Origin of the sequence: Streptomyces sp. NPDC057939, from assembly GCF_042887545.1 — a bacterium.
Lineage (GTDB): Bacteria > Actinomycetota > Actinomycetes > Streptomycetales > Streptomycetaceae > Streptomyces.
The window spans coordinates 23,653-41,975 of the sequence record NZ_JBHVPG010000049.1; the positions used below are offsets into that span (position 1 = coordinate 23,653).

Consider the following 18,323-nt stretch of genomic DNA (forward strand, 5'->3'; position numbering starts at 1 on the left):
GTTTCCGGTGCTTCCCCTCGGCTCGACGGGGTCACGTGATCGACCGGAGTGCCCCTAGTTGTCGATCTGGAGGGTGGCCATCATGCCCGCGTCCTCGTGGTTGAGGATGTGGCAGTGCAGGACGGTCTTGCCCGTGTAGTCGAGGAACCGGGACCGGACCACCATGTTGCCCCGGGCCGGGACGTCGACCGTGTCCTGGAAACCGTAGTTGACCTGCGGCTTCCCGTTGATGCTCATCACCTGGAAGTCGTTGGTGTGGACGTGGAACGAGTGGACCTCGTCACTGTCGTTGCGGATCGTCCATTCCTCGACCGTGTTGAGCTTGACCCGGAAGTCGGTGCGGTTGTGGTCGAACTGCTTCTTGTTGATGTAGAACTGCGTGCCGTCCGCGTTCTCCGTGAACACGATCGTCTTGCGACCCGCGACGGTTGCCGTCCCCAGGTCGTCCACCGGGGCGAAGGTGGTCGGCAGGGCAGCCTGCTCCACCGGCTCGCCGGAGGTCTCCACCGTCGCCAGGGTGGCCTGCGGGAACTGGTTGCCGGCCTTGCCGGAGTTGTACGGCAGGGTTTGCAGCTCGACGGTGCCGGCCTTGCCGCCCTGCACCAGTACGTCGTACCGCGCGCCCGCCGGGATCACGATCGAGTCGGCCGAGTAGACCTTGTTCACCGGGTAGCCGTCCTGGGCGACGACGTGGAACTTGCTGCCCGGCAGCGCGACCTTGTAGAAGATGTTCGCCCCGATGTTGGCGAGGCGCCACAGCTGGGTCTCGCCCGGCTTGATCCGGATGCGCGGGTTGAGCTGGCCGTTCACGGTGCGGGTGGTCGGCGCGCCCATCTTGAGGTCGGCCGTCTTGATCTGGTCGCCGACGATCTGGAAGTCCTTCAGCGCCACCACGTGCTGGGTGATGCCGCGCAGCTCCGGCGGCATGTACCGGTCGAGACCGTCGACCACGATGATGCCCGCCATGCCGCCCGCCGTCTGCGCGGCGGACAGGGTGTGCGGGTGCGGGTGGTACCAGTACGTTCCCGGTTCCAAACTCTTCGGGAATTGGTAGGCGAAGTCGAAGGTCTTGCCCGGTGCGATGTTCAGGAAAATATTGTCGGAATTCCCGGTCGGTGAAACATGCATGCCGTGCACGTGGAGATTCGTCTGCTGGTCGAGCTTGTTCTCGAAAGCGATCTCCATCCGGTCGCCCGGCTGGAGCCGCAACGTGGGCGGCATGTACAAGCCGTTGTACGTGAGCGCCCACAGGGACCGGCCCGCCAGTTGGACCTTCTTCCGCTCGACCACGATCCGCGTCTTCAGCAGGCCGTTCCGGCTCACGACCTGGGCCGGGTCACGGAGATCCTCGGTGGCCGCGGCGGTCAACGCCGGTGAGGGCGAGACCGTGGAGGCGGGCGAGGCGGAGACGGAGGCCGTGGGCGCCGCTCGGCCCTCGCCCGTCCTGGCGGTACCGCAGCCCGAGGCCAGGGCGAGCGCGCCGAGCAGCGAGGCGACAGCGGTCCACCGGGCGAATTGATGTCTTCTCATCCGGACTCCGAGACGTAGTGGGCACTCTCCGCGGCCCTGTGGGGCCGCCTTCGGGAGATCATGCCGCGCCGGGGTCTGGAATTAATTCAATGACCCGCGCTTTGACGGCAAAGCCGGATCATTCCGGTTCGCCGGAATTAATGTCGTACCGCACCGGAAATGACCCGCTCCATCGCCCGGACGTCGTCGTCCAGGCGCTGGAAGTGCCGCAGGAAGCGCACGGCGTCCGGGCCGACGCCCGGTCCGGCGACGCGCGCCCCGAACTCCGGCCCGAGGACCGCCGTGCCCGATTTGACGCCGCCGGACCCGACGGTGGCGCCGCCGGACCCGCGGGTACGACCGGCGCCGCCGGTGTCACTGGTGTTGCCGGTGTCACTGGCGTCCCCGGCGTCACTGTCCTCACCCGTGATCCGCGCCGCGAGGAGGGTCAGCTTCCCGTTGACGGCGCCCACCGCTTCCTCCAGCAACGGCTCGGCGCTTGCCCGGGACCAGGCACCGGGTTCCACCCGCTCCGCCTCCACCGCGAGGGTCCTGGCGTGGTAGGCACAGGTCTCCAGCAGGCCCATCAGCCGGAGCGCCGCACTGCGGCGGTTGCGGTGCGGCGCCACGGGGTGGACCACCGGCGTCACCGACCGGGCGAGCTCCGCGACGGCCCGGTCCAGGGCCTGCGCCGCACGGACCGGGGTCGCCCGCGCCGCCGGGACGCGCGGGGCCGATCCCGGGTCGGTTCCCGGACCGGGATCGGCGGCGCGCGGTCCGGTCACCCTGCGCACGGTCTCCTCCAGCGCCCCGGCCAGGGCGGCCAGGGCGGCGGCGAACTGGACGTCGGTCTGCCGGGCGGTCGCCCGGGGCAGGATCACGACGGCGGCGAGCACCCCGCACACCACGCCGAACCCGGTCTCCGCCATCCGGATCAGCAGCAGGCCGCCGGTGTAGTCGCCGAGCAGGTCCGACAGCAGGGCGATCATCAGCGTGATGAAGAAGGTGGCGACTGTGTACGACAGCGCGGCCGTGTACGCCATGCCGAACACGCAGACGAGGGTGAGCAGGAAGGCCCCCCAGGGGTGCCCCGCGAGGCCGGCCGCCACGGCGATGCCGACCAGCATCCCGGCGGCGGTGCCGAGCACCCTCCGGTAACCCTTCAGCGCGATCTCGCCGGTGGAGGAGGTGTTGAAGAAGACCATCCAGCAGGCCAGGACGGCCCAGTACCAGTGGTCGACGGAGATGAGTTGACCGCCGACCGTGGCGAGGGCCGCACCGCAGGCGACCTGTACGGCCGCACGGGTGGTCGGACGGCTCCACCCGACCGGACCGCCCGACGCGGGCCTCCCGGGCGTGGCCGGGTCCGCCCCGGACGTCGTGGGCGCATGGGGAGCGGCCTGTCGCGGGTCGCCCCGGAAGGCGTCCCGCAGGGCGGCGGCGGCCTGCTCGAAGTCCTCCACCGCCAGGTGCGCCTCGACGTGGACCGGGTCGGTGTCCGGGGGCAGGGGGGCAGGCCGCGGGAACGGTCCGCCGGCCAGGGCCGGCCCGAGGGCCCGCACGCGCGCGGCCAAGGTCGTGGCCCTGGACGGCGCCGATGTCCCGGCGGCAGGGCCATCCGGTGCCACGGCGCCCACGGCGGGCCCCGAACCGTCTCCGGGCAGGTGCAGTCGGTGTGCGAAGTCGGTGGCGCCCGTACCGCCCTCGACCGCCCGGAGCACCATCACCACCATGCGTTCGGCCCGTACGTCGGCCTCCGTCATCCGGGACCGGACGAGGTCGGCGACGGGCGGGGACGCGCACAGCTCGACGCTGTCCTGGAGCATGAGCGCGCACGTGTGCAGTCGCACCAGACGGCGCTGTACCGCCCTCAGCCTCGGCTGGGACACCGGCCCGGGCGTACCGTCACCGACCAGGTCCGCGAGGGCGGAGGCCAGGTCCGCCAAGCAGGTCCGGACCGACCGCTGGAGGCGGGCGAACGAGCGGGCCGGGGTCGTCCTCAGGAGCGCGAACCGGACGACCGCCCCGCAGCCGAACGCCACGGCCACGGCAGCCCACAGCCGTGGGAGCTCCGCCGTCGTGAACGTCACGAACTGCATGACGAAGTACATCTGGAAGGCGTTCATGCCCAGCGCGGTGCCGCGGGGGCCGTAGCGGCGCACGTACACCGTGACGAACAGCAGCACCACGAACACCGCGCCCGACACTTCCGGGTAGGGCTTCAGCAGTACGGCGACCGTCGCGGAGGCCAGTGCGACCGGAAGGCTCAGGGCGTGGGTGACGGCCTGCTCGCCGGGAAGCGGTCCGGTGAGCACCATCGACCACACCAGTGCCGACGAGCCGGCCGCGACCAGGTAGGGGGTGGCGAAGCCGAACGCCCACAGGACCGCCAGGGTGAGGCAGATCGCGAGGACGGTGTTGGCCGCCCCCACGAGGCGGACCAGCCCGGGGTCCGACGCGCCGAGCGCCTCGCGCACGGAACGTGGTTTCTCGCGCATCGCAGCCGGTTCCTCGTCCACCGCGCCGTCCTTCCCGACCGCCACCCTTCCAGTGAACCGCGGGTACGGCCCGGGCACCGTTCGGCGCTCCGCGGCCGTATCGACCCGAGGGCCCGCCGGGGGCGGAAGAATGCGGACCGGCGGTTGCCGGTCCGGAGGGGTGCCGGGGCGGATCGGGATGTGCTGCGGGGGTCTACTCGCGGATTGGTCACCGTCGGGTCTTACACCCGAGTGAGCGGTTGCCGTCGCAGCCGCGCATGCTCCTCATGTCGCGGACTTCCCGTACTTCCGGCCTGCTGTTCCGTTGTCCCCACCCCCGTGCGCACTACCGACCATACGAACCCGGCGGAGCCGTGTGAGCCTTCGTTCGGTCGGCGCGCCGGGTCTCCGCCGTTCCTCCGATCGGTCCCCCCTCACCGACCCCCTCGGCCGATCGAGCGGGCACCCTCCGCCGCCGCTCGACGCCGTCGTCCGACTGCTCGTCCGTTCGTATGACCGGCCCGTGCCCCCTCCCTCCCTAATGTCGTACGCAGAACCCCCACCGAGAGGAGCACGACGATGGTGAAGACCACAGCGGCCCCCGTCACGGGCCGTGGCGCACCGCTGGGAATCGAACTGGTTCCCGCGGCCGCCCGCCGGTAACGGGGACCCCCCCCCCGCGGTGGGGGCGGCGCGGCCCCCCCCCCCCCGCCCCGGGGCTGCCGCACCCGCTGCGGGTTCTCGGGGACGTACGCGGGGGCCCGCACCCCGACGCGGGGCCCGGCCTCCGCTCGTGCTCCCGCCTCCCGCCTCCCGCCTCCCGCCACCACGCACCCGCACCCGCCGAGCACGCCCCGGCGGGTTTCGTCATGTGCCGTGGACGTGGCCCGGGTTCGTCCGGGTGCCTCACCCGGACGAACCCGGCGACCGGCCGGGTCCGTGGACCGGCGGTCGGCTCCGCCGGTCGCCCCCGACCGGGTACGGCCGGCGCGTCCGGACGTCGCTCGGTGCGGGCGCCGTGCGGCGAGGCGGAGGCCGAGGCGCAGGATTCGGCGCGGGCAGGCGAAGAGCACCCCGCACCGGCGGCCACCCGGGGCGAGCCCGCTCGAAGTCGCCCCGTTCACCACGCCGGACGGCGGCGCACACACCCGACGGCCCTCGACCGCGACGCGGCCCGCCGCGTCCGGGGACGAGGTCGTTGTCCGCACCCGCCCGGCCTTCGCGGGCACGACGGAGGGGCCCGGAGCCCATGCGGCTCCGGGCCCCTCCGGGGAACACGGTCAGGCTATGGCCTTCTCACCAGTGGGAAGGGAGCTGATCGCCTTCTCGGAGGGCAGGGAGTTGAGGTCCTTCCCCGACGGAAGGGAGCTGAGGTCCTTCCCCGTCGGAAGAGAACTGATCGCCTTCTCCGAGGGAAGCGAGCTCAGCGACTTCCCCGACGGGAGGGAGTTGAGCTTCTTCCCCGACGCGAGAGAGCTGATCGCCTTCTCCGACGGAAGGGAGCTGAGGTCCTTCCCCGACGGAAGAGAACTGATCGCCTTCTCCGAGGGAAGCGAGCTCAGCGACTTCCCCGTCGGTATCCGGTGTTCGGGGGTGGCTACGGCCAGGCTCTTGCCGCCCGAGGCCTGCAGCTTCGGGCCGGTGGCGGCCTGGGCGGTGAAGGCGGTGACTCCGGTGAGGGCGAGGACGCCCGCGGTCAGGCCGGCGGTGGTGAGAGCTCGGGTCGAGAACATGTTCCTGGGCCTCCGGTGGTTTCGGGTTGCAGCGCGGTCACGGGGCCGGTTCGGTCCCGTGGGGACTGGGTGCCCCGAGCGCTGGTTCCAGTGAAGCCGGCGGCCACGGGTCGACGCGTCCCCCGATCGGTCCACGGGGTGGAGGAACGGGTGGGGAACGGCGGCTGAGGGACGCGGAACGGCCGCTGGGGGGGGCGGCGCGGCCCGTCCACCGACGCCGCGCCGCGCCGCGCCGGGGCCTGCCGGAGCGGGGACCGGTGCGTCATCCCCGGAGCCCGCCGAACGGATGACGAGCGGGCGCGGCCGCCCTGCCTAGCGTGAAGGCGCGGTGAATCCACCGTTTACCCGATTCGGACGAAGGACGCGCCATGCCCACCTCACACGTCGCCCCGCCCCGCCTGACCGAACCGCTCATGGACCTCCCCGAGGTCAACTTCGACCTCGCGGAGGAGCGCGACTGGATCCCCCCGCTGGTCGCTCCCGCGGCCCGGTGACCGGGGGTGGCCCGGGATCGACGAGAACGCCGGTCCCGGGCCCGCCCTCCGGAACGTTCCAGCCCCGCCCCCTCCCTTCCCCCTCCCCCGCACAGCAAGGTGAATCGCATGCCCCGGAACCTCACGGAGATCGACCGGATCCTCGGTACCGACCCGCGGTTCGGCTCCGCCGACACCATCGACGCCCGCAACACCGCACGGTTCCGCGTCGGATTGCGGATCCTCGCCGGGCGTCATCCGCGCCACGCGACGGAGTTCGGTCGCGTCGGGCGACTGCCGACCGCCGGCCTGCGGCGCCTCCTGTGCGATCCGGTGCTCCACAACGCCTTCGAACGCGATCTCGCCGTGGCCCTGAGCCGGCCGTCCGAGCCGAGCACCCTGGCCCTGATGCTCCGGCAGGCGGGCTCCGCCAAGGACGCACTGGGCCCCTGCGAAGGGCTCATGGAATCCCACCACCAGCCGTGGCCCGCCCTGGGGCCGGCCTGGGTGTGGACCTCCACCCTGCCGGAGGAGGCACACCCGCTGCTCACCGCGCTCGGCCGGCGGCGTGACGACGTCTTCGAGGAGATGGGCGTGACCCGCCGGGTCGAACCCGACGGCGAGGCACTGGCCGCGCTGTCCCGGGGAGCCGAGTTGCTCGCCGAGTTGCTCCCCCACACCGGGGCGGGTGCCCTGCGGCACGTCGCCCTGGTCGGGTTCGCCGAGGGCGAGGACGAGGACGGCAGCGTGCACTCCTTCGCCTGTGGCGACCGGCTGCCCTCCGCCCTCTTCCTGTCGCCCCACGCGCTGACCGACCCGTGGAAGGCCGCCGAACTCCTCTTCCACGAGTCGCTCCACCTCAAGATGTTCGACATCATGCGCACCGGCGCCCTGGTGTCCGACATCGGCCGGATGACGGGGATCCCGCCCTGGCGGGTGGTGGACTGGAACCTGCGCCGGGTCTACAGCTCCCTGCACGTCTACGCCCACATGGTGCTCTTCTTCGCCGCCGCGGCAGCCGCCCCGGCGGAGCTGCGGCGCCGCTACGGGGAGCCGCCCGCCCGCGAGTCGGTCGGTGCCTGCACTCCGGGCAGCGTCGCCGCGGCGGAAGGCACGTACGCGACGAGCGAGGAGCGCACCCGGTACCTGGCCTGCCAGGCGCTGCACGCCCACGGGGACGCGCTGACCTCGGACGGCCGGGCGATGGTGGTGCGGCTCCTCGACGCGGTCGCGCCCCTCGTGCCCGGGCTCCCGCCCACGGACCGGAGTCCGGAACACGCCACCGAGCGGGTAACGGCGTCGGCGCCCGACCCGGCGGCCGTCCCGCACCCCGGCGGCTACCACCAGCGACGGCCGATCACGGTCCTGCCGCTCCAGGACCAGGGCACGCTCCTGGCGGTCGCCCCCGGATCGAGCCGGATGGTGTGGCTGAACGCGCACGCCTGGTTCGTGTTCTCCCTGTGCGACGGCCGGGACCTGCGGGCCCTGGAGGCGGCGTACCTGCGAAAGGCTCCGGGCGGGCTGTCCGGTCTCGGCGGAGCCCTGGAGGCCCTGCTGTCCGCCGGCCTGATCGCCCCCACCGGCACGCCGCCGCCCGCCACCGTCACCGTCCCCGCCACCACCCCCACCACCGCTCCGGCCGCCGCCGGATCCCGTGCGACCGAAGGAGCAGCGCGATGAACTGTCACATCTGCCGGACGGACTCCGGACACCACCGGCCCGCCGAGGCCGTGTGCCGCGTGTGCGGCGCGGCGGTCTGCGACACGCACGTGCGTGTGGGGCGCCGGGAACTGACCCAGGCCCGGGGCATGGGCACGAGCAGTGTCCGCGTGGTCACGGCCATGCACTGCGCGCGCTGCGGCGGCTGAGGCGGCAGACGGCCGCACCGCCCCCGCCGCCACCACCACGACCGGCCCCCGGACGCTCGCGCCCCGGGGGCCGGTCGGATGCCCGGCTCCGTCCCCGCGGCGCCGTCACTCCAGCATGTGCGTCCGCATCGCCTTGGCGACCGCGGCGCCGCGGTCGGACACGCCGAGCTTCTCGTACAGCCTGCGGATGTGCGTCTTGACGGTGGTGGGCGCCAGGTACAGCTCCTTGGCCATGTCGGGGACCGACAGGCCCTGCGCGATCATCTGGAGGACCTGCCGCTCGCGTGCGCTGAGCAGCGGTTCCTCCGATCTGGCCCGCAGCCGGACCTCCGAGGCGAGCCCGGTGACGAGTTCCGGGTGCAGCACGTTCTCGCCCTTGGCGCAGGCCATCACCGCCGCGATGATGTCGTCGCGGTCGGACTCCTTGGACAGGTAGCCCGCCGCGCCCTCCTGCACCGCCCGGTACACGACGTCGCTCTCGGTCGTGGCCGAGAGCAGCAGCACGCGGGTCGGCAGTTCGTCCCGGGCGACGGCGTGCGCCACCTCCAGGCCGTCCAGCTCGGGCATGCGGTAGTCGAGCAGGGCCACGGCCGGCCGGTGCTCGCGGATCGCCTCCAGGGCGGTGCGGCCGTCGCCGACCGCCGCCACCACTTCGACGCGGCCGCTGCCGTTGAGCGCGGAGACGATTCCGTCCCGGTACACCGGGTGGTCGTCGCCGACCACGACCCGCACCCTGGGCTGTCCGTAGGTCATGGTGCCTCCACATCGGCGCGCTCCGGCTCGGGCAGGGTGACGCGCACCCAGGTGCCCCGTTCGGTGGGAACCAGCTCCATGCGGCCTCCCAGGGCCTCCACCCGGGCCCGCTGCGAGGCGAGTCCGATGTGTCCCTCGGCGAGTCGGTCGGCGCGCACCTCCTCGTCCATGCCGACGCCGTCGTCCCTCACCTCAAGAATCACCGCTGCTCCCGTGTCCCGCAGCCCCACGCGGACGTGTTCGGCCCCGGAGTGGCGTTCGACGTTGGCCAGCAGTTCCCGTGCCAGGCCGAACACGACCGGGTCGAAGCCGTGGCGTCGCGGGTGGTCCAGGTCGCATTCCACGGCGATTCCGGTCCGCTTCTCGGTCGTTCGGGCGAGGGAGCGCACGGCGGCGGCCAGCCCGGCCTGTTCCAGTACCGACGGGTGGAGGGTGACGCTGACCTGCCGCAGTTCCTGCGAGACGTCACCGAGCAGCTCGAAGGCCCGTTCCAGCAGGGCGGGCGCGCCGTCCGGGGCCTTGCGGGCCTGGCCCAGGTCCTGGCGGACGGCCAGTACCGTCTGGAGGGGTCCGTCGTGCACGCACTCCGCGACGGTGCGGCGCTCGCGCGCCTCGGCGGACACCACGTCCCGCAGCAGGATCGACCGGCTGATGGTGAGGGCGGCGACCCGCTCCAGCCGGCGGTCCTGCACCCGTGACACGGCCATCGCCACCACGCACAGCAGGATCAGCATCGCCAGCAGCGTCAGCCCCTCCGCGCCGCTCAGCTCGCGGCGGAAGGCCGAATCGGTCAGTACGGAACCGCCGGCGGCGATGGCGGCGACGGACAGCAGCAGCGCGCGCCTGCCGGGATGGGTCGCCGTGAAGAACGGCAGGAACGCCAGCAGGCCCAGGGAGAGGTAGCTGCCGATGGACAGGAACTGCAGGGCGGACACGGCGGCCACGTCGACGATCGCCATCGGCGCCAACCGGCGGATCCGCTGGGCCCGCTCGGGGCGGTGGCGCCACATCCACCAGGTGAAGAGGGACACCAGCCCGTACGCGCCGACCAGTGCGAACTGCGCGGGCCACTGGTCGGGCGGCGTGCCCGCCCAGGCCACGAGTGCCATGACGCCCACCAGTGCCAGCCGGAAGATGCTGCGCAGCCGTTGGGCCTGCCGGTCGAAGTCGAGGAAGATGTCCGCGACGGCGTCGGCCCCGGGGGCATCCGGTGCCACCGGCGGCCAGTGTCCGACCGCGCGTTCCGTTGCCGTTCCGCTGCCGCTGTGGCGCACACGCCCAGTTTAGGTTCCCGTGCGCGGATCCTGCCGTGCGTGGGGTTCGCGCCCCCCGGTTCCGGCCGGGGGCGCCGCGCACGCCGGCCCGCCCCCGGGGGTCGTGCGCGGGGCCCGTCCCGGTCCCGTGCCGAGGGCTGCGGGCGTCACGCGGGGGCCCGGTGCGGCACGGCCCCGGCGGCGTTCAGGATCCCGCGGGCGCGGCTCAGCTCGGCGCGCAGTTCGCCGAAGTCGTCGGGGAAGTCCTGGTCGCGTTCGACGAGGGTGGCGCGCACCGACGTCGTGCGGTCGAGCAGCCGGGACAGCAGGTGCCACACCCCTTCGGGTACGGGGGCGCTGTGCGTGTCGGTGGCCATGTGCCCCTCGTCGCCCTCCGTCCCGCCCGCGAGGTGCACCTGGACGACGCGTTCCAGCGGGATCGTGTCGAGGAACTCCTGGGCGTCGTAGCCGTGGTTGCGGGAGTTGATGTCGAGGTTGGTGAGGTCGAGCAGCAGGCCGCAGTCGCAGTGTTCCATCACCTCGGTGATGAACTGGGCCTCGGTCAGGGGCGACGGCAGGTCCAGGTAGTAGGTGATGTTCTCCAGGATGAGGGGGACCCCGACGGCGTCCTGCACCCGCTGGGCGCGCCGTCCCACGGCCGCAGCGATCTCCCGCAGCCGCGGCAGCGGTACGAGGGTGCCCAGGGAGATGCCGCCGGCCCGGGTGAAGCAGAGGTGGTCGCTGAACCAGGGCGCGTCGATCTCCGCGACCAGCGCGGCCAGCGCCTCGACGTAGCCGGCCGCCGGTTCCTCGGGGGCGCCCAGCGACAGTTCCAATCCGTGCGGGACGAGCCGGTGGTGCTTCCTGAGCCGGTGGAGGCGTTCGCGGGCGTCGGGCGGTGCGTCCAGGTAGTGCTCGGTGATGATTTCCAGCCAGTCGGCGGCCCGGGGGCAGGCTTCGATCTCCGCCGAGATCTCGGTGCGGTAGCCGAGACCGGAGCCGAGGTGGGGCAGGTCGGCAAGCATTCCTGATCCTCCTGTCCGTGGGACGGGGCACCGGGGAACCGGCGCTGACGCCACGCTAGGGCGGGCCCGGGGACGGTCCTGTAGTGCGTTCGGGTGAGGGGGCGGGGGACGGGGACGTCCCCCGCACGGACCTCGGGGACGACAAGGCCCCGGTCTCCCCGCGGGGACAGTCGAGGAAGCACCACGTCCCTCACCCTGCTGCGTCACGGAGCTCACGACGATGAACAGAGCTGTCATTTCCGAGTTCGCCGGAACCGCCCTGCTGGTCTTCTTCGGTGTCGGGGCCGCCGCCGTCGGCGCGCCCGTCATCGGGCCGACCGGCGTCGCCCTCGTCTTCGGTCTGGTCCTCGTCGGCCTGGCCTACACCCTGGGCCCGGTCTCCGGCGCCCACCTCAATCCCGCCGTCACGCTCGGCATGCTGTTGGCGCGGCGGATCGGCCCCCGTACGGCGGCGGCCTACGCGGTGGCCCAATTGGCCGGCGGCGTCGTCGGCGCGGCCGTCCTGTACGCGCTGGCGCACACCATCCCCGGGTTCGTCACGCACGGGACCTTCGGGTCCAACGGCTGGGGCGTCCGCTCCGAGATGGGCATCAGCGGTGCCGGTGCCTTCCTGACCGAGACCGTCCTCACCCTGCTGCTGGTCCTGGTGGTGCTCGGCGTCACCCGCCGGACCGCCGCGCCGGGCGTCGGTGGCGCCGCGGCCGGCCTCACCCTGGCGGCCGTGGTCTTCGTGGGCTTCCCGCTGACCGGCACCGGGGTGAACCCGGCGCGCAGTCTCGGCCCGGCCCTGTTCGCGGGCGGTCCGGCGCTGTCGCAGGTGTGGCTGTTCCTGCTGGCCCCGCTGGTGGGCGGCGCCCTGGCCGCCGGCATCGACCGGTTGCTCCATCCGGTGGCGGTCGTGGCCCTTCGGTCGGCGGAACCCCTTCGGGGGACGACGCTGAGGGTTCCGGCGGCCTGACCGAGGACCCCGAGCCCGCCGGAGAGCGGCGCGACGGTCCCGCACCCGGGCGCCGGGGGCGGGACCGTCGACAATCCGGTGTCCGGGTGGCCCGGTGCGCGGACGGTCGGACGTCAGTGGGGCGGCGCCTCGCGGAGCAGTTGGGCGGCCAGCGCGAGTGCGGTGCCGTGCGGCGAGTTCAGGTCGAGGCCCGTCAGGGCGGTCAGCCGGGTCAGCCGCTTGTCCACGGTGTTGGGGTGGACCCCGAGCGCCGAGGCGGTGGCCCGGCGGTCCAGGCACAGCTCCAGGTGGGTCCGCAGCGTCTCCAGCAGCTCGGGCCGGTCGGCCACCGGATCGAGCAGGGCGGCGATGCGTTCACCGCTCGGACCGGGCCGCGACAGGTGGAATTCGAGCAGTACGTCGTCCAGCCGGTGGACCGTGCCGGCGGGCAGGCCGCGGGCCCGGGCGATCCGGACGATCTCCCCGGCCGTCCGGGCCGCCTCCGGGATGCCCGCCGCGTCGGTGGCGACGGCCGCCGCCACGCGCACCGGCGCCCCGTAGCCCTCCTCCAGGAGCCGGGCCAGGTCGTCGGGCACCTCCCCGCAGCGGGGGACGACGGCGTGGCCGCAGGCCCCGCCCTCCTCCGGCGCGCCGTCCGTCAGGGCCGGTACGTCCGCTCCGAAGGCCGACTGGAGGGCGGCGCGGATCCGGCGCTGGCGACGGCGCTCCGCGACGGGGCCGTCCGGGGCGTCCACCCGCCCGGCGTGGAAGGCGAGGAGCAGCAGCGGGCCGTCCAGGACGAGCCCGGCGCGGCGTGCCTCGTCCGGGTCGAGCACCCCGTGGAGCAGGCCGCGCACCAGCCGGGTCCGGTCCGTGCGCCGGGCGCTCTCCAGGGCGTCCCGCTGGTGGAGGTAGTGCTGAGTGACCGCTCCCACGACCTCGGCCTGCGACTGGAACAGCAGGTCCACGAGCTCGGCGAGGGCCGGTCCGTCGTCCGGCCCGGCCTCCTCGCGCATCACCTGCCACAGTCCGTACACGCCCATCGCGTACGTACGGAGGAGCAGGTCGAGCGGCACCCCCTCCTCGGCGCGCTGCGCGGCCCGCTCCCGGAACAGCCGGTATCCGTCGGGGGCGGCGGGCGGGGAGATCACGCCCCGGAGGAAGAGACGGACGCCGTGGCGTACGGTCGCCGCGATCTCCAGGTCCTTGACGTCCGCGGGCAGGGTTCCGTAACCCGGCACGCTTTCGAAGAACTCCCTGCTCATCCGTCGTGCCAGGGCATTGGTCCGGGATTCGCAGCGCACGGCCAGTGCGCGGGCGGAGTCGGAAACCACGCGTCCCCCCAGAGTCGCGATATGTGACACGTCACCCTAATGGCCGTGTGCGGGTGTGACGAGGGCCGGTGTCGCCACCCGGCCCGCGCGCACAGACTCTGCTCCCGGGGCGCCGCTCCGGCACCTCCCCCGATCGGCGCGGCGCCCCGGCCGACCCACGACGGGGCGGCGGGCCACCGCGGCCGCGCCACCCGATCGGACCGAGAAGGAGCCACGCGCATGACCGCACCCTCCGCACCCGCCTCCCCGGAGCCGCGCGCCGGCCGTACGACCCACGAACGGTCGCGGGAGTACCTCGCGTACGCCGACCGGGTGTGGCACGGCAAGGCGGACCTCGGGGCGCACCTGGCCGGCGAGTTCACCGGGAACCGGCTGGTCCTGGTGCGCCCCGGCATCGGCTTCTATCCCGGCTTCGCCAACTCGATGACCTTCGACACGGGCGAGGGCCTGGTCCTGGTGGATTCCGGCGACGTGATCACCGCCGCGGACCGGCACGCGGCGGTGCGCGCCTTCTCCGCGGACCCGGTGCACGCCGTCGTGCTCACCCACGGCCACGTCGACCACGTCGGCGGGCTCGCGCCCTTCGACGCCGAGGGCCACGGCCCCGAGGTGGTCGCCCACGAGGCCCTCGCGGCCCGCTTCGACCGGTACCGCCGGACCGCGGGCTACAACACGTGGATCAACCGCCGCCAGTTCGGCGTCCCGTGGCTGGAGTGGCCCACCGACTACCGCTACCCCGACACCACCTACCGCGACCGGTACACCCTGCGTCGGGGCCGCCTCACCTTCGAACTCGTGCACGCCCGCGGCGAGACCGACGACCACACCTACGTCTGGGTGCCCGAAGCCCGGACGCTGTGCACCGGCGACCTGTTCATCTGGCACGCCCCCAACGCCGGGAACCCGCAGAAGGTCCAGCGGCACCCCGAGGAATGGGCCCGCGCCCTGCGGGACATGGCGGCGCTGGACGCGGAACTCCTGCTCCCCGGACACGGCGTGCCGATCGTCGGGGCCGAGCGGATCCACCGGGCCCTCACCGACACGGCCCGGCTGCTGGAGACCCTGTGCGACCAGACCCGCGCGCTCATGAACGAGGGGCTCCGGCTGGACGAGGTGGTGCAACGGGTGCGCGTTCCGGACGAGTTGCTCGCCCGGCCGTACCTCCACCCCGGCTACGACGAACCCGAGTTCGTCGTCCGCAACCTGTGGCGACTGTGGGGCGGCTGGTACGACCTGAACCCCGCCCACCTCAAGCCCGCCCCGGAGGCCGAGGTCGCCGCCGAACTGGCCGCCGCCGCGGGCGGCGCCCGCGCGCTCGCCGACAGGGCCGCGCGGCTGCTGGCACAGGGACGGCTCCGGTTGGCCTCGCACCTCGCCGAGACGGCCGCCCTCGCCGCGCCCGAGGACGTCGAGGTGGCCCGGATCCGGGCCCGTGTCTACACCGCCCGGGCCGGGGTCGAACAGTCGACGATGGCCCGCGGCATCTTCGCCTGGGCCGCCGCCGAATCCTCCGCGCTGGTCGAACGGACGGACGTGGCCACGGAGCTGGCCCGCACGCCCCAGGGCGCGCGGCGCGCGGCGGGCCGGATCGGCGTGGGCCTGACCGACGAGGGCGACGCACCCCCCGAGGAGACCGGGGGGACGGAGAGGACGCAGAAGACGCAGAAGACCGGAGCCACCGGGGGGACGGGCCGGAGCGACCCCGACGCCGAGGAGTTCGCGGCCGGCGGTCGCGGTACCGACGGCAGCCAGGCATGACGGTCTGCTCCACCCGCCCGCCCGACGGCGCTCCCGCGCCGCCCGGGGCCTGGGCCACCGCCTGGATGTTGCTGCTGTTCATGGTCGTCAACTTCGCCGACAAGGCGGTACTGGGCCTGGCCGGCCCCGAGATCATGCGGGAACTCGGCCTTAACCGGCAGGAGTTCGGCGCCACCCAGGCGGCGTTCTTCGCCCTCTTCTCGCTGTCGGCGATCGGCGTCTCCCTGCTCACCCGCACGGTGCGCACCACCGTCCTGCTGTTGCTGATGGCGCTGGCCTGGTCCGCGGCCCAGCTGCCGATGCTGGCCGCCTCCGCCGGGTTCGGGACGCTGATCGCCACCCGGGTGCTGCTCGGCGCGGCGGAGGGCCCGGCCGCACCGGTCGCGGTGCACCACCTGTACGGCTGGTTCCCGCAGCGCGAACGCACCCTGCCCACGGCCGTCCTGTTGGTCGGCGCGGCCGTCGGCGTGGCGGTCGCGGCCCCCGCCCTGTCGTTGGTGATCGGCTGGTGGGGATGGCGCTGGGCCTTCGGCGCCGTCGGCTGCGCGGGCCTCCTCTGGGCGGCCGTGTGGGCGGTGCGCGGCGGCGAGGGGCAGCTCGCGCCGCCGCTCACCGGACGGGGCCGCCGCCGGGACGCAGCGGGCCCCTCGGACGCGTCGGGCCCTCCTGCCGCGGCCCGGGTCGCCGGCGTCGGCGAACCGTCGCTCCGGCGGATCCTGCTGTCGCCCACCGTCCTCGCCGGGGGCTTCGGGTGCTTCGCCGCCTACTGGCTGATGAGCTCGCAGCTGACCTGGGTCCCGGACTACCTGCACACCGCCCTGGGCTGGGACACGCACCAGGTCGGCATCGCGGTCGCCGCCGGAGCGCTCGGCAACGCCGCGGTACTGCTCGGCCACGGCATGTTGAGCCGGCGCCCGTCGGCCGCTGGGCGCCGGCGCCTGCCGTCCGGAGCGGGCGCGGGGCTGCTGATGGTCTGCTCCGCGGTGGCGGTCGCGGTGTTCGTCACCGCGCAGGTCCTGTGGCTGAAGCTGCCGATGATGCTGGGCATGGGCCTGTCCATGGTGATGATGACGGTCGGCCAGACCGCCTGCGGCCGCATCACGACGCCCCGCCTGCGGGGCGTCGTCCTCGGAACCGTGGTCGGCGTCGCCTCCCTGGGCGGGGTGCTGGCCCCGTTGGTCCTGGGCCGGGTGGTGGACGCGGCGCCGACAGCGGTGACCGGTTACACGCACGCCTGGCTCCTGACCGCCGCGCTCCTCGCCCTCGCCGGCCTGCTCGCGGCGCTGTTCCTCCGCCCGGAACGGGACGCGCTCCGTCTGGGCGTCCCGGAGCCCTGATCCCCCGCGTCACCGGCGGGAACGCCGTGCCGGCGCGCCCCGTCGTCCGGGGAGGGAGTCGGCGGCGGTGGCGGCCAGTCCCCGGGGCGACGTTCCGCCTCGCCGTCCACCTGCCACCACCGCCGCCGAACACGGAGCGGAGCCGCGGGCACACCTGTCGAGCCGAGCACGTGCGCCCGCGGCCGCTCCGCGGGGCTCGCGCGGCCGCCGACCGTCTCCCGGTACGGAGAGGGTCGGCCCGCAGGACCGCGCGAGGGGGCGCACGGGCGTCGTCCCCCCACGGGCCTCCCGTGCGCTGCGCCCACGCTACGTCGCCCCCGCCGCCCTGTCTCCGACCCGGACCACTCACATGCACCCGCCCCGGAACCACTCAGTGCGCGACCCCCGCTCGCCCGATCGGAGGACACGGCCGGGGCCCCCGGGCCGGCCTACTCGGAGAGACCCCCCACGCCCGCCACCGGGGCGGCGTCGGGACGAAGGCCGGAGGGCCCCTGCCATGACCAGCACCCCCACCACCGCCACCGCCACCGGTTCCACCGAGCGCCCGCGCGGTCCGCACGCCGCGCACGGGGTCCTCGACTCCGTCGAGCACGCCGTCGCGGAGATCTCGGCGGGCCGTCCCGTGATCGTCGTCGACGACGAGGACCGGGAGAACGAGGGCGACCTGGTGTTCGCGGCCGTGCACGCCACTCCGGCCCTGATGGCGTTCACCGTCCGCCACACCTCCGGCGTCATCTGCGCCCCCATGCCCGCGGACGCCCTCGACGACCTCCGGCTGCCCCCGATGACCACGGTCAACGAGGACCCGAAGGGAACCGCCTACAGCGTGTCCACCGACGCGCGGGACGGCATCACCACCGGGATCTCCGCCGCGGACCGCGCCCGCACCGTACGGCTCCTCGCCGATCCCGCCACCGGCCCGGGCGACCTGACCCGTCCGGGGCACGTGTTCCCGCTGCGGGCCGTCGAGGGCGGCGTACTGGTCCGCCCCGGGCACACCGAGGCCTCCGTCGACCTGATGCGCCTGGCCGGTCTCCCGCCCGTCGGGGTGATTGCGGAGGTCGTCAACGACGACGGGACCATGGCCCGGCTGCCCGAGCTGCTGGTCCTGGCCGAGGCCCACGGTCTCGCGGTGATCTCGATCGAGGACCTGGCCGCGTACCGGCGCCGGACCGAGCCCGTGGTGGAGCGCGTCGCGACCGTCGCCCTTCCCACGCCCTTCGGCGAATTCACCGCGGTCGGCTACCGGGCCACGGACACGGACTCCGAGTACGTCGCCCTCGTCGCGGGCGGTCTCGACGAGCACGGCGAGCTGCCCGGCACCGACGCGGACGTGCCGGTCCGGCTGCACTCCGCCTGCCTGACCGGGGACGTCTTCGGCTCGCTGCGGTGCGACTGCGGCCCGCAACTGGACGAGGCCCTGCGCCGCATCGCCGCGCACGGACGCGGGGTGGTGCTCTACCTGCCCGACCACGAGGGGCGCGGCATCGGCCTGGTGCAGAAGCTGCGCGCGTACGAGCTCCAGGAGGCGGGCCGTGACACGGTGGACGCGAACCTGGACCTCGGGCTGCCCGCCGACGCCCGGGACTACGGGGCCGCCGCGGACGTCCTGAAGGACCTGGGCGTCCACGCCTGCCGGCTGCTGACCAACAATCCCGCCAAGACGGCCTCCCTCGCGGACCACGGCGTACGGGTCGGCCGGACGGAGCCGCTCGCCGCGCCGGCCGGCGACCACAACATCCGGTACCTGGTGACCAAGCGGGACCGGATGGGCCACCAACTGCCCTGGCTGGTCTCGTAACCACGCACCCCCGGCACCGCCGCGAGGCCGATACGGCCTCGCGGCCGGTCAGGTGTCGCGGCCGG

14 protein-coding genes are annotated in these 18,323 nt (G+C 73.9%); 8 read left to right on the forward strand and 6 right to left on the reverse strand.

All coding sequences use genetic code 11. The features are described from left to right. Positions 1-54 precede the first annotated feature (54 nt). Together ACFVS6_RS34320 and ACFVS6_RS34325 are read right to left on the reverse strand one after the other, a co-directional pair. Complete coding sequence (locus ACFVS6_RS34320) at positions 55-1,530, reverse strand: multicopper oxidase family protein (RefSeq protein WP_389710196.1); 1,476 nt, start codon at positions 1,528-1,530, stop codon at positions 55-57. A gap of 137 nt (positions 1,531-1,667) precedes the next feature. Continuing rightward, positions 1,668-4,052 (reverse strand): FUSC family protein, encoded by a 2,385-nt coding sequence (locus tag ACFVS6_RS34325; protein ID WP_389710198.1) that lies wholly within the window; start codon positions 4,050-4,052, stop codon positions 1,668-1,670. A 1,221-nt stretch (positions 4,053-5,273) separates the two neighbouring features. Here ACFVS6_RS34325 and ACFVS6_RS34330 point away from each other — a divergent pair. The 4 genes from ACFVS6_RS34330 to ACFVS6_RS34345 all read left to right on the forward strand — a co-directional run bounded on the left by ACFVS6_RS34330 (position 5,274) and on the right by ACFVS6_RS34345 (position 8,060). After that, the gene (locus ACFVS6_RS34330) at positions 5,274-5,813 is read left to right on the forward strand and encodes a hypothetical protein (protein ID WP_389710200.1); all 540 of its coding nucleotides are present in this window, start codon (positions 5,274-5,276) and stop codon (positions 5,811-5,813) included. Between the two features lie 274 nt (positions 5,814-6,087). Continuing rightward, complete coding sequence (locus tag ACFVS6_RS34335) at positions 6,088-6,213, forward strand: hypothetical protein (RefSeq protein ID WP_389710201.1); 126 nt, start codon at positions 6,088-6,090, stop codon at positions 6,211-6,213. 108 nt (positions 6,214-6,321) lie between these two features. After that, a complete protein-coding gene (locus ACFVS6_RS34340; protein ID WP_389710203.1) occupies positions 6,322-7,872 on the forward strand; it encodes an aKG-HExxH-type peptide beta-hydroxylase in 1,551 nt (516 codons plus the stop codon). Then, on the forward strand, positions 7,869-8,060 hold the full coding sequence (locus tag ACFVS6_RS34345) for a hypothetical protein (protein WP_389710205.1): 192 nt from the start codon (positions 7,869-7,871) through the stop codon (positions 8,058-8,060). Before ACFVS6_RS34340 ends, ACFVS6_RS34345 begins: the two co-directional genes overlap by 4 nt. Before the next feature lie 105 nt (positions 8,061-8,165). Here the strand turns inward: ACFVS6_RS34345 and ACFVS6_RS34350 are convergent, their stop codons facing one another. The 3 genes from ACFVS6_RS34350 to ACFVS6_RS34360 all read right to left on the reverse strand — a co-directional run bounded on the left by ACFVS6_RS34350 (position 8,166) and on the right by ACFVS6_RS34360 (position 11,091). Beyond that, a complete protein-coding gene (locus ACFVS6_RS34350) occupies positions 8,166-8,813 on the reverse strand; it encodes a response regulator (protein ID WP_389710207.1) in 648 nt (215 codons plus the stop codon). After that, a complete protein-coding gene (locus tag ACFVS6_RS34355; protein ID WP_389710209.1) occupies positions 8,810-10,030 on the reverse strand; it encodes an ATP-binding protein in 1,221 nt (406 codons plus the stop codon). Before ACFVS6_RS34355 ends, ACFVS6_RS34350 begins: the two co-directional genes overlap by 4 nt. A gap of 203 nt (positions 10,031-10,233) precedes the next feature. Next, the gene (locus tag ACFVS6_RS34360) at positions 10,234-11,091 is read right to left on the reverse strand and encodes a DUF692 family multinuclear iron-containing protein (RefSeq protein ID WP_389710211.1); all 858 of its coding nucleotides are present in this window, start codon (positions 11,089-11,091) and stop codon (positions 10,234-10,236) included. A gap of 220 nt (positions 11,092-11,311) precedes the next feature. Between ACFVS6_RS34360 and ACFVS6_RS34365 the strand changes: the two genes are divergently transcribed. Then, positions 11,312-12,049: an aquaporin gene (locus tag ACFVS6_RS34365; protein WP_389710213.1), complete on the forward strand. Its 738-nt coding sequence runs from the start codon at positions 11,312-11,314 to the stop codon at positions 12,047-12,049. 113 nt (positions 12,050-12,162) lie between these two features. Here ACFVS6_RS34365 and ACFVS6_RS34370 read toward each other — a convergent pair whose 3' ends face one another. Further along, positions 12,163-13,362: a PucR family transcriptional regulator gene (locus ACFVS6_RS34370; protein ID WP_389710215.1), complete on the reverse strand. Its 1,200-nt coding sequence runs from the start codon at positions 13,360-13,362 to the stop codon at positions 12,163-12,165. Between the two features lie 219 nt (positions 13,363-13,581). On the opposite strand from ACFVS6_RS34370, the gene ACFVS6_RS34375 reads away from it, so the two are divergent. The 3 genes from ACFVS6_RS34375 to ACFVS6_RS34385 all read left to right on the forward strand — a co-directional run bounded on the left by ACFVS6_RS34375 (position 13,582) and on the right by ACFVS6_RS34385 (position 18,258). After that, positions 13,582-15,120, forward strand: a complete 1,539-nt coding sequence (locus ACFVS6_RS34375) for an alkyl sulfatase dimerization domain-containing protein (protein WP_389710217.1) — start codon at positions 13,582-13,584, stop codon at positions 15,118-15,120. Continuing rightward, entirely contained in the window at positions 15,117-16,457 is a 1,341-nt protein-coding gene (locus tag ACFVS6_RS34380) for an MFS transporter (RefSeq protein WP_389710219.1), read from the forward strand. Before ACFVS6_RS34375 ends, ACFVS6_RS34380 begins: the two co-directional genes overlap by 4 nt. A gap of 496 nt (positions 16,458-16,953) precedes the next feature. Continuing rightward, entirely contained in the window at positions 16,954-18,258 is a 1,305-nt protein-coding gene (locus tag ACFVS6_RS34385) for a bifunctional 3,4-dihydroxy-2-butanone-4-phosphate synthase/GTP cyclohydrolase II (RefSeq protein ID WP_389710221.1), read from the forward strand. Positions 18,259-18,323: the final 65 nt, after the last annotated feature.

Coding starts and splice junctions, on each gene's coding strand:
- ACFVS6_RS34345 (WP_389710205.1), top strand. CDS start 7,869: ATGAACTGTCACATCTGCCGGACGGACTCCGGACACCACCGGCCCGCC.
- ACFVS6_RS34375 (WP_389710217.1), top strand. CDS start 13,582: ATGACCGCACCCTCCGCACCCGCCTCCCCGGAGCCGCGCGCCGGCCGT.
- ACFVS6_RS34380 (WP_389710219.1), top strand. CDS start 15,117: ATGACGGTCTGCTCCACCCGCCCGCCCGACGGCGCTCCCGCGCCGCCC.
- ACFVS6_RS34335 (WP_389710201.1), top strand. CDS start 6,088: ATGCCCACCTCACACGTCGCCCCGCCCCGCCTGACCGAACCGCTCATG.
- ACFVS6_RS34350 (WP_389710207.1), bottom strand. CDS start 8,813: ATGACCTACGGACAGCCCAGGGTGCGGGTCGTGGTCGGCGACGACCAC.
- ACFVS6_RS34340 (WP_389710203.1), top strand. CDS start 6,322: ATGCCCCGGAACCTCACGGAGATCGACCGGATCCTCGGTACCGACCCG.
- ACFVS6_RS34385 (WP_389710221.1), top strand. CDS start 16,954: ATGACCAGCACCCCCACCACCGCCACCGCCACCGGTTCCACCGAGCGC.
- ACFVS6_RS34330 (WP_389710200.1), top strand. CDS start 5,274: ATGGCCTTCTCACCAGTGGGAAGGGAGCTGATCGCCTTCTCGGAGGGC.
- ACFVS6_RS34365 (WP_389710213.1), top strand. CDS start 11,312: ATGAACAGAGCTGTCATTTCCGAGTTCGCCGGAACCGCCCTGCTGGTC.
- ACFVS6_RS34320 (WP_389710196.1), bottom strand. CDS start 1,530: ATGAGAAGACATCAATTCGCCCGGTGGACCGCTGTCGCCTCGCTGCTC.
- ACFVS6_RS34360 (WP_389710211.1), bottom strand. CDS start 11,091: ATGCTTGCCGACCTGCCCCACCTCGGCTCCGGTCTCGGCTACCGCACC.